The organism is Actinomadura sp. NPDC049753, from assembly GCF_040674655.1.
Classification (GTDB): Bacteria; Actinomycetota; Actinomycetes; order Streptosporangiales; family Streptosporangiaceae; genus Spirillospora; species Spirillospora verrucosospora.
On the sequence record NZ_JBFARL010000283.1, the window covers coordinates 1 to 7,938 of the forward strand.

8 protein-coding genes and 1 pseudogene are annotated in these 7,938 nt (G+C 74.5%); 4 read left to right on the top strand and 5 right to left on the bottom strand.

Annotated features, from left to right (window positions below):
• The 3 genes from ggt to AB0K37_RS38415 form a co-directional block, all read left to right on the top strand.
• A partial coding sequence (gene ggt / locus AB0K37_RS38405; protein ID WP_363990096.1) for a gamma-glutamyltransferase occupies nucleotides 1–1,786 on the top strand: 1,786 nt, incomplete at its 5' end.
• Between the two features lie 52 nt (nucleotides 1,787–1,838).
• Nucleotides 1,839–2,201, top strand: a complete 363-nt coding sequence (gene cutA, locus AB0K37_RS38410) for a divalent-cation tolerance protein CutA (RefSeq protein ID WP_363990099.1) — start codon at nucleotides 1,839–1,841, stop codon at nucleotides 2,199–2,201.
• Between the two features lie 85 nt (nucleotides 2,202–2,286).
• Nucleotides 2,287–3,153: an oxygenase MpaB family protein gene (locus tag AB0K37_RS38415; protein ID WP_363990102.1), complete on the top strand. Its 867-nt coding sequence runs from the start codon at nucleotides 2,287–2,289 to the stop codon at nucleotides 3,151–3,153.
• A 1-nt stretch (nucleotide 3,154) separates the two neighbouring features.
• On the opposite strand, the gene AB0K37_RS38420 is transcribed toward AB0K37_RS38415, so the two are convergent.
• On the bottom strand, nucleotides 3,155–4,702 hold the full coding sequence (locus AB0K37_RS38420) for an MDR family MFS transporter (protein ID WP_363990105.1): 1,548 nt from the start codon (nucleotides 4,700–4,702) through the stop codon (nucleotides 3,155–3,157).
• A 130-nt stretch (nucleotides 4,703–4,832) separates the two neighbouring features.
• Between AB0K37_RS38420 and AB0K37_RS38425 the strand changes: the two genes are divergently transcribed.
• On the top strand, nucleotides 4,833–5,369 hold the full coding sequence (locus AB0K37_RS38425; RefSeq protein ID WP_363990107.1) for a MarR family transcriptional regulator: 537 nt from the start codon (nucleotides 4,833–4,835) through the stop codon (nucleotides 5,367–5,369).
• Here the strand turns inward: AB0K37_RS38425 and AB0K37_RS38430 are convergent.
• From AB0K37_RS38430 to AB0K37_RS38445, 4 genes and pseudogenes are all read right to left on the bottom strand, one after another.
• On the bottom strand, nucleotides 5,353–5,652 hold the full coding sequence (locus tag AB0K37_RS38430) for a metal-sensitive transcriptional regulator (RefSeq protein WP_089312530.1): 300 nt from the start codon (nucleotides 5,650–5,652) through the stop codon (nucleotides 5,353–5,355). The two genes, AB0K37_RS38425 and AB0K37_RS38430, sit on opposite strands and share 17 nt — an antisense overlap.
• Before the next feature lie 86 nt (nucleotides 5,653–5,738).
• Entirely contained in the window at nucleotides 5,739–6,329 is a 591-nt protein-coding gene (locus tag AB0K37_RS38435; RefSeq protein ID WP_363990111.1) for a histidine phosphatase family protein, read from the bottom strand.
• Between the two features lie 68 nt (nucleotides 6,330–6,397).
• On the bottom strand, nucleotides 6,398–7,513 hold the full coding sequence (gene ald, locus AB0K37_RS38440; RefSeq protein WP_363990114.1) for an alanine dehydrogenase: 1,116 nt from the start codon (nucleotides 7,511–7,513) through the stop codon (nucleotides 6,398–6,400).
• A gap of 154 nt (nucleotides 7,514–7,667) precedes the next feature.
• Nucleotides 7,668–7,938, bottom strand: a pseudogene (locus tag AB0K37_RS38445) (hypothetical protein); the annotation flags it as partial.

The following is a 7,938-nucleotide window of genomic DNA, read 5'->3' on the forward strand; positions in this document are numbered from 1 at the left end:
GTCCCTCACCGTCCCCGCCGCGGCGGGCGCCGCGCCCGTCCCGAGGCCCGCGCCGGCCCCGCCGGTCAAGCAGGCGGTCGCGACCGGATACGGCGGCGCGGTCTCCACCGTCGACCCGGACGCCAGCCGGACGGCGCTGGAGGTCCTCAGGCGAGGCGGCAACGCGATGGACGCGGCGGTCGCGTCCGCCGCGACCCTCGGGGTCACCGAGCCGTACGTGTCGGCCATCGGCGGCGGCGGCTTCATCACCTACTACGACGCCAGGACGCGCCGCGTGTACGCGCTCGACGGCCGCGAGTTCGCGCCGCGGCGGATGCGCCAGGACTCCTTCGTCGACCCGGCGACGGGCAGGCCGCTGCCGTTCGACCAGGCCGTCACCAGCGGCCTGAGCGTCGGCGTGCCCGGCACCCTCGCCCAGTGGGACCTCGCGCTGCGCCGGTTCGGCAGCCGCGACCTCGGCGCCCTGCTGCGCCCGGCGATCAGGGTCGCGGACCGCGGCTTCGTCGTCGACCAGGAGTTCCACGACCAGACCGCGGTGAACGAGGCGCGCTTCCGCGACATCGTCCCGACCCGCGAGCTGTTCCTGCCGGGCGGGAAGGTGCCCGAGGTCGGCTCGGTGTTCCGCAACCCCGACCTCGCCGGCACCTACCGGGAGCTGGCGAGGCGCGGCACCGACTGGTTCTACGAGGGCGGGCTGGGCAGGGAGATCGTCAGGACGGTCGCCCGGCCGCCGGTGGACCCGAAGGCGACCCGCGAGGTCCGCCCCGGCCTGATGGAGCGCGGCGACCTCGACGCCTACCGGGCGGTGCCGCGCAAGCCCACCCACGTCCCCTACCGGGGGACGGACGTGTACGGCATGCCGCCGTCGTCGTCCGGGGGCTCCACGGTCGGTGAGGCGCTCAACATCCTCGGCAACTTCCGGCTCGACCCGCGCGACCCGGTCACGGCCCTGCACTACTACCTGGAGGCGTCCAAGCTCGCCTACGCCGACCGCGGCCGCTACGTCGGCGACGCCGACAAGGTGGACGTGCCGCTGGAGGAGCTGCTGTCCTCCGGGTTCGCCCGCGAGCGCGCCTGCCAGATCAGGCCGGACCAGGCGGCGGCCGCGCCGGTCGCCCCCGGCTCGCCCGACGGCCGCTACGAGCCGTGCGTCCCGCCGGGCACCCAGACCAGGGCGCTGGCGTTCGAGGGCCCGCAGACCACCCACCTCGTCGTCGCCGACAAGTGGGGGAACGTCGTGTCCTACACGCTGTCGATCGAGCAGTTCGGGGGCAGCGGCATCACCGTGCCGGGGCGCGGGTTCCTGCTGAACAACGAGCTGACCGACTTCTCCTTCCAGCCGCCGGCGCCCGGCCAGGCGCCCGACCCGAACCTGCCCGGCCCGCACAAGCGGCCGCGCAGCAGCATGGCCCCGACCCTGGTGCTCCAGGACGGGCGCCCGCGGCTCGCCGTCGGCACGCCCGGCGGCTCGACGATCATCACCACCGTGCTGCAGATCCTGCTGAACCGCATCGACCTCGGCATGGACCTGCCCGCCGCGCTCGCCGCGCCGCGCGCCACCCAGCGCAACACGCCGCAGGTCTTCGCCGAGCAGGCGTTCATCGACCGGTACGGCCGCGACCTCGCCGCCCGCGGGCACCGGCTGGAGCTGTTCCCCGGCCCGCCGCGGGGCGTGATCGGCGCCGCGACCGGGCTGGAGTTCCTGCGGCCCGGGCTCGTCCAGGCGGTCGCCGAGCCGACCCGGCGGGGCGGCGGCAGCGCGCTCGTCGTCCGTCCGGCCCGTTGACACTTGCCTACCCGGGGGCGTGCCCGGACGGCGAGCGGGAAGGAGTCGTGCCATGGCGCACTCTTACGTGCAGGTGACCACCACGACCGACTCCCGCGCCGAGGCGGCCGAGCTGGCCCGCTCGGCGGTCGCCGAGCGGCTCGCGGCCTGCGCGCAGCTGGTGGGGCCGATCGCCAGCACCTACTGGTGGGAGGGCGAGATCGAGTCGGCGGAGGAGTGGATGGTGCTGTTCAAGACCTCCGCCGACCGGTTCGACGAGCTGGCCTCGCTGATCACCGAGGGGCACTCCTACGACACCCCGGAGATCATCGCGACGCCGGTGGTGGCGGGCAGCATGGACTACCTCGCCTGGGTCACCGAGCAGACCGAGCCCGGGGAGCAGGACGAGGCGATCGCGGAGGACGACCGGGATTGATCGTGTGACGGGCGTCATGGCAGGGTAAGCCTTCGATTACGCGGCCCGGCGGCGCGCCCGGCCGCGGCGGCGGAAGGCGGTCGGGATGCGCGAGGCGAGCGAGGAGAGGCCGGACCACGGGCTGTTCGGGCCGGGCTCGGTGACCTGGGATGTCATGGGCGAGCCCGTGCTGATCGTCGGCGGGATCCGGGCGCTGCTGCTCCAGGCCCTGCACCCGCGCACGATGTGGGGCACCGCGCAGAACTCCGAGCTCATGGACCCCTCCGCGGCGTGGGCGCGGCTCGTCCGGACGGTCGAGTTCGTCCGCGTCCGCACCTACGGCACGCACGAGGAGGTCGAGCGGGTGGGCCGCCGCGTCCGCCTGCTGCACTCCAAGCTGACCGGCCTCGACATGCGCACCGGCGAGACGTTCCCGGTCGACGACCCCGAGAACCTGCTGTGGGTCCACATGGGCGAGGTCGACTCTTACCTCGACGTGGCCCGCCGCGCCGGGGTGCCGCTGACCGCCCGCGACGCCGACGCGTTCGTGGACGAGCAGCGCCGCGCCGCCGCGGTCGTCGGCCTCGACCCTGCGGACGTGCCGGCCACCGTCGCGGAGATGCGGGACTACTACGAGGGCATGCGGCGGCAGATCTTCGCGTGCCGGGAGGCGCGCGAGGGGCTGCGCCGCATGTTCAGCCCCGCCGTGCCGCGGCCGCTGCTGCCGCTCAAGCTCGCCGCGCCCGGCCTCGGCGTGCTGGTCGTGTCGACGCTGCCGCGCTGGGCCCGCCGCATGTACGGGCTGCCCGGGCTGCCGACCTCCGACCTGGCCGCGACCGTGACGCTGAAGGGCCTCTACCGGACCACGCGGGTCGTCCCGGAGCGGTTCCGGTACTCGCCGGACGCCCGGCGGGCCAGGCGCCTCACGCGCGAGCACGAGACGGGCCTGGCCGCCTGGTCGATCGCCTCCTGAGTCACCCCATCGGGGGAGCGTCCGGCACGGAGTCGTGGTCGCGGGCGCCGTGCCGGGGGAGCAGCAGCGCGGGCACGATCAGCACGGCGGTGAGGACGAGCGCGACCCAGAACGTGTGCCCGAACGCGTCGGCCAGCTGGGGCGCGAGCTGCTCGCGGACCCGCTCGGGGATCTGCCCCATGCCGCTCGTGGCGCCGCCCCCGCCGCCGCCGGGCGCCTGCGGGATGCGGTCGCTGATCTGGCGGGACAGGACGACGGCGAGCAGCGCCGTGCCGACCGACCCGCCGAGCTGGACGATGATGTTCAGCGTGCTGCTGGCGCGCGGGACGACCGCCCGGCCCAGCGTCGTCAGCGCCGCCGACATCGTGGGCATCATCGTGCAGCCGAGCCCGAGGCCCCGGACGTAGAGGGCGCCGCCGAGCAGCCAGTAGGGGGTGTCCGCGCCGACCGTCGCGAACGGGATGGTGCCGAGCACCAGGACGACGATGCCGACCGGGACGATCCGCCCGGCGCCGAGCTTGTCGGTGACCACCCCGGCGAGCGGCATCGCGGTCGCGGCGCCGAGGCCCTGGGGGGCGAGCAGCAGGCCCGCCGCGAGCGCCCCCTCGCCGCGGGCGATCTGGTAGTAGAGCGGGATCAGCAGCATCGAGCCCATCAGCGCGATGCCGACGAAGAACACCGCGGCGGCCGCGGTCGCGAACGTCCGGTCGGCGAACAGCCGCACGTCGATCAGCGCGCGCTCGCGGCGCCGCAGGCTGTGCAGCGCGAAGAGGGCGACCAGGGCCACGCCGCCGGCCAGCCAGGCGATCGTGGCCGGGCGGCCGAAGCCGCCGCCGCTGCTCGCGGTGGACAGGCCGTAGATGAGCAGGACGAACCCGGGCGGCAGCAGGAGCAGCCCGCGCAGGTCGATCCCGGGCGCGGCGTGCTCCCCCCGGCCGTGCGGCACCTTCCACCACGCGAGCGCGAAGGCGAGCGCGCCGACGGGCAGGTTGACGAAGAAGATCCAGCGCCAGTCGACGTCCTGGACCAGCCACCCGCCGATGACGGGGCCGAGCACCGGCCCGAGCAGCATCGGGACGCCGACGATGCTCATGATGCGGCCCATCCGGCGCGGCCCGGCCGCCATCGTCAGGATGGCCATGCCGGTCGGCATGAGCATGCCGCCGCCGAGCCCCTGCACGACCCGGAAGACGATCAGCGACTCGATGTTCCAGGCCGCGCCCGACAGGGCCGACCCGAGGACGAAGAGCACGATGGAGGTCATCCACACGCGGCGCCCGCCGAACCGGTCGACGGCCCAGCCGGTGAGCGGGATGACGGTGCCCATCGCCAGCATGTAGCCGGTGATGACCCACTGGATCGTCGACAGGCCGGTGCCGAAGTCGCGGCCGAGCGTCTCCAGCGCGACGTTGACGATCGTGGTGTCGAGGATCGCCATGAGGGTGCCCGACACGATGACCAGGCCAAGGACGATCGTCTGCCGGTCGAGCCGTTCGCCGCCGCCGGCGGCGCCGGGGGGCGCCACTCTCGCGGCCGGGCTTTCGGTCATGGTGCGGCCCCCTCGCGTCGAGTCCCACCGCGGCTCCGACAGTTGCCCCGTGCCCCCGCCGGTCAAGGCGCGAAACGCCTTGAAGTTCAATATTTTGCAGTGCATCACGGAATGTGTTGAACTTCAAGGTATGTCCGAGGAAGGGATCGGTGCCGCCGCGTCGGTCGACGCCGACCTGGAGACGATGATCCAGCTCCTGGGCCGGCTGGTCCGCGGTCTGAAGGGCGGCCGCGAGGACGCCGAGGAGCTCATCGGCGAGGTGCGGGCGGCGGGGCTCGGCCCCCGGCACGTCCCGGCGCTGATGCAGCTGGTGCTGCACGGCCCGGTCCCGGTCGGCGTGCTCGCCGGGCACATGGCGCTGAGCCCGGCCACGGTCAGCCAGCTGGTCGGGGAGCTGGAGCGGGGCGGCTTCGTCGAGCGCCGCCCGGACGAGCGGGACCGCCGGCGGATGATCATCAGCCTGAGCGAGCGGCACCGCGAGGCGACCGAGCGGTTCGCCTGGCGGCGGCTGCGGCCGCTGCGGGTCGCGCTGGAGACGCTCGCGCCCGAGGAGCGGGCGCCGTTCCTGCGCGGCTGGCGCGTGCTCGTCGAGACCATGGAGCGCGCGGAGCCGGAGGGTCCGCGGGAGCCCGGCCCCGCGGGCGGGTGCCTCAGCCCCGGCGCATGAGCCGCCCGACGGCCGCCATCAGCTCGGTCGACATCGCCTCGCCCTTGCCCTCCTCGGCGCCCTCGGCCACGCAGTGCCGGACGTGCCCGTCCAGCAGGCCGAGCGCCACCTTGTCCAGCGCCGCCTGGACGGCGCTGATCTGCGTGAGGATGTCGATGCAGTAGCGGTCCTCCTCGACCATCCGGTCGATGCCGCGCACCTGGCCCTCGATCCGGGCCAGCCGCGTCTGCAGCTGGTCCTTCGTGGCGGTGTACCCGCGGGTGGGGGTCTCGCTGGTCGCCATCTCCGTCCTCGCAATCCGTCGGGGGCGCTCGCCCTGGGTACCCCTGGGGGACATCCCCCAACAGGTACCTTATGCGGTGGGAGGCCTCAGGGTGCGGGCACGTTCCACGCGCTGACGACTGGCCGGTCGTGCTCGGAGCCGAGCGCCGACACGGTTCCGGTGTCGAGCGCGAACAGCCGCCCCTGCGCGGGCTCCAGGCCCAGCCACCGTGCCGTCAGCACCCGCAGGACGTGGCCGTGCGCGACCAGCGCGACGTCGCCCCCGGCCAGCAGCGGCCGCGCCCGCGCGAGGACCGCGTCCGCCCGCGCGCCGACCTGCTCGACGGTCTCGCCCGGATGACCGGCGTCGCCGGGGACCACGCCGTCGTCCCACAGGAACCAGCCCGGCCGCTCCTCGCGGATCGCCCGGGTGCTGACGCCCTCGTAGCCGCCGTAGTCCCACTCCCACAGGTCGGGGTCGATCTCGTCCGTCGGCATCCCGGCGAGCTCGGCGGTCCGCCGCGCCCGCTCCGCCGGGCTGACCAGCGTCCGCGCGAAGGTCCGGCCCGCCAGCGCGCCGCGCAGCGCGCGCGCCTGCTCCTCGCCCCGCGGGGTCAGCGGCAGGTCCGTCCGCCCCGTGTGCCGCCGCGCCCGGCTCCACTCGGTCTCGCCGTGCCGCACCAAGATCAGTTCACCCATGCCCGCCTGTCTACCCGACCCGCCGCCGGCGAAGAACCCCCGGAACGGTGAGAGGACGGGGAGGGCCGTCAGCCGAGGATCGAGGTGAGGGGGGTGTGGGGGAGGCCGTGGGCCTCGGCGACGTGGTCGTAGACGAGCGCGCCGGCGTGGACGTTGAGGCCGCGGGCGAGGGCGGCGTCGGCGTGCAGGGCCTGCCGCCAGCCCCTGTCGGCGATCTGGACGGCGTAGGGGAGCGTCACGCCGGTCAGGGCGTAGGTGGAGGTGTTGGGGACGGAACCGGGCATGTTCGCGACGCAGTAGAACGTCGAGCCGTGCACCCGGTAGGTGGGGTCGGCGTGCGTGGTGGGACGGGAGTCCTCGAAGCAGCCGCCCTGGTCGATGGCGATGTCCACCAGTACCGAGCCGGTCTTCATCCGGGCCACCAGCTCGTTGGAGATCAGCTTGGGCGCCCGCGCGCCCGGGATGAGCACGGCGCCGATGACGAGGTCGGCGGCGCGGGCCTGCTGCTCGACCGTGTACGCGTTGGACACCAGCGTCCGCAGGCGTCCCTGGTAGACGGCGTCGATCTCGCGCAGCCGGTCCACGTCGACGTCCAGGACGGTGACGTCCGCGCCCATGCCGACGGCGATCTGCGCGGCGTTGAGGCCGGAGACGCCGCCGCCGATGACGACGACCTTGGCGGGCGCCACGCCGGGCACGCCGCCGGGCAGGACGCCGCGCCCCCCGTTGAACGACATCAGGTTGTAGGCGCCGACCTGCGGGGCGAGGCGTCCGGCGACCTCGGACATGGGGGCGAGCAGCGGCAGGGAGCGGTCCGGGAGCTGGACCGTCTCGTAGGCGATCGCGGTGACGCCGGCCGCCAGGAGCGCGTCGGTGCACTCGCGGGACGCGGCCAGGTGCAGGTAGGTGAACAGGACCTGGCCCTCGCGCATCCGGTGGTACTCCGGCGCGATCGGCTCCTTCACCTTGAGGATCAGCTCGCCCTCGGCCCACACCTCGTCCGGGCCGTCGAGGATCTTGGCGCCCGCGGCGGCGAAGTCGTCGTCGGGGATCGCCGAGCCGGTCCCGGCGCCCCGCTCCACGAACACCTCGTGGCCGTGCCGGGTGAGCTCGTGCGCCCCCGCCGGGGTGATCGCCACCCGGTACTCGTGGTTCTTGACCTCTCGCGGGACACCGATCTTCACCGGGAGCTCCTCTGTCAACGCTGACCAGGATGTACGCCTCCAGCGTGCGGGGCCGCGGCGACGCCCGGCTATGCGCACTGTGTCAAGGCATCGGGGCTTTCGACGACACTGTGTAAAGGGCCGCCGGGGAGCGCGGTCGTTGGAGCGGTCCGGGCTACGGGGCGCCCCGGGGGAGCCACTCGTCGGCGATCGCGACGGTCAGCTGCTCCAGCAGCGGGCCCGCGCGGCGGACGCGGCGCTCGTCGTCCGGCTCGATGTCGGCCAGCGCGTACGCCGCCTGGATCCGCGCCTTGCGCAGCTGCTCGCCGGTGAGGCCCCGGCGGCCGGCCACCGCGACGACGGGCGCGCCGTCTCCGTCGTCCACCCGCCGCCCAGCGGGACGTGGAACACCGGCGGTGCGACGCCGTTCGCCCTGGCGGAGGAGT

Coding starts and splice junctions, on each gene's coding strand:
- cutA (WP_363990099.1), top strand. CDS start 1,839: ATGGCGCACTCTTACGTGCAGGTGACCACCACGACCGACTCCCGCGCC.
- AB0K37_RS38415 (WP_363990102.1), top strand. CDS start 2,287: ATGCGCGAGGCGAGCGAGGAGAGGCCGGACCACGGGCTGTTCGGGCCG.
- AB0K37_RS38420 (WP_363990105.1), bottom strand. CDS start 4,702: ATGACCGAAAGCCCGGCCGCGAGAGTGGCGCCCCCCGGCGCCGCCGGC.
- AB0K37_RS38430 (WP_089312530.1), bottom strand. CDS start 5,652: ATGGCGACCAGCGAGACCCCCACCCGCGGGTACACCGCCACGAAGGAC.
- AB0K37_RS38435 (WP_363990111.1), bottom strand. CDS start 6,329: ATGGGTGAACTGATCTTGGTGCGGCACGGCGAGACCGAGTGGAGCCGG.
- AB0K37_RS38425 (WP_363990107.1), top strand. CDS start 4,833: ATGTCCGAGGAAGGGATCGGTGCCGCCGCGTCGGTCGACGCCGACCTG.